The sequence below is a fragment of the Microbacterium sp. CIAB417 genome, from assembly GCF_022788845.1.
The window spans coordinates 1-787 of the sequence record NZ_JAHZUT010000033.1 but is presented as its reverse complement, the minus strand read 5'-3'; the positions used below and the strand labels follow the sequence as shown (position 1 = coordinate 787).

Here is a 787-nt window from a genome sequence, read left to right as displayed (position 1 = left end):
CCGTCGGTCGTGAAGTCGACTTCGTCGCCGGGAGCGGCGATCACTTCCTTGAGGTAGACGTCGTCGCCGTCCGGATCGGTCCAGTCCGGCAGAACGTTGTACGACACCGTCCCCCCGGCCTCCACCGCCAAAGCACTCTTGCGCTTCGGCTCCGGAGCACCATTCACACTCCAGTCATGCACCGCCACCGACACACTCGCGGTGTCCTTGCCCCCACGACCATCATCGATCTCATACTCGAACGTCGCCGACCCCGACGCATCCTCCGGCACCGCCACCTGCAACGCACTGCCATTGTTGATCGGCTGCACCTCACCGATCGACGGCTGCTTACTCGCCAACGCCGCCACCAGCACATCACCGTCAGCATCCGTGTCGTTGTCCAGCACCGGCAAGAACGTCGTCCCACCCGGACGAACACCGAACGAATCATCCTCCGCAACCGGCTTCGTGTTCTCCTTGCTCCGCTCCGGCAAAGACGTCTCCACCGTCTCCTCGGTGGTGTTCTCCTCCTCCTCCGTCTCCCCCTCCGGAGGAGTGATGTCATTCCAGTTGTCCACCTGCTGCAGACTGTCCGTCGCAATCCACGCCGCACCGCCCACCACATCATTCAGCACGATCACATCCCGATTCACCCGGAACGTCAGATCCGCCGACGGCTTGATCCCCGGAATCTCCTCCGACAGATCACTCCCCTCACCCGGACACTCCCGGACGAACACCCCAGAACCCGACCACGCACCATACGAACACCCCAACAACGACACCGGCGCCGCAGGAGAACCCT

Annotated in this window: 1 protein-coding gene; it reads right to left on the bottom strand. The window is 63.2% G+C overall.

Annotated features, from left to right (window positions below):
• Positions 1-722 (bottom strand): Ig-like domain-containing protein (locus KYX17_RS31595; protein ID WP_243233723.1); only part of this gene is annotated, 722 nt, incomplete at its 3' end.
• Between the last annotated feature and the right edge of the window lie 65 nt (positions 723-787).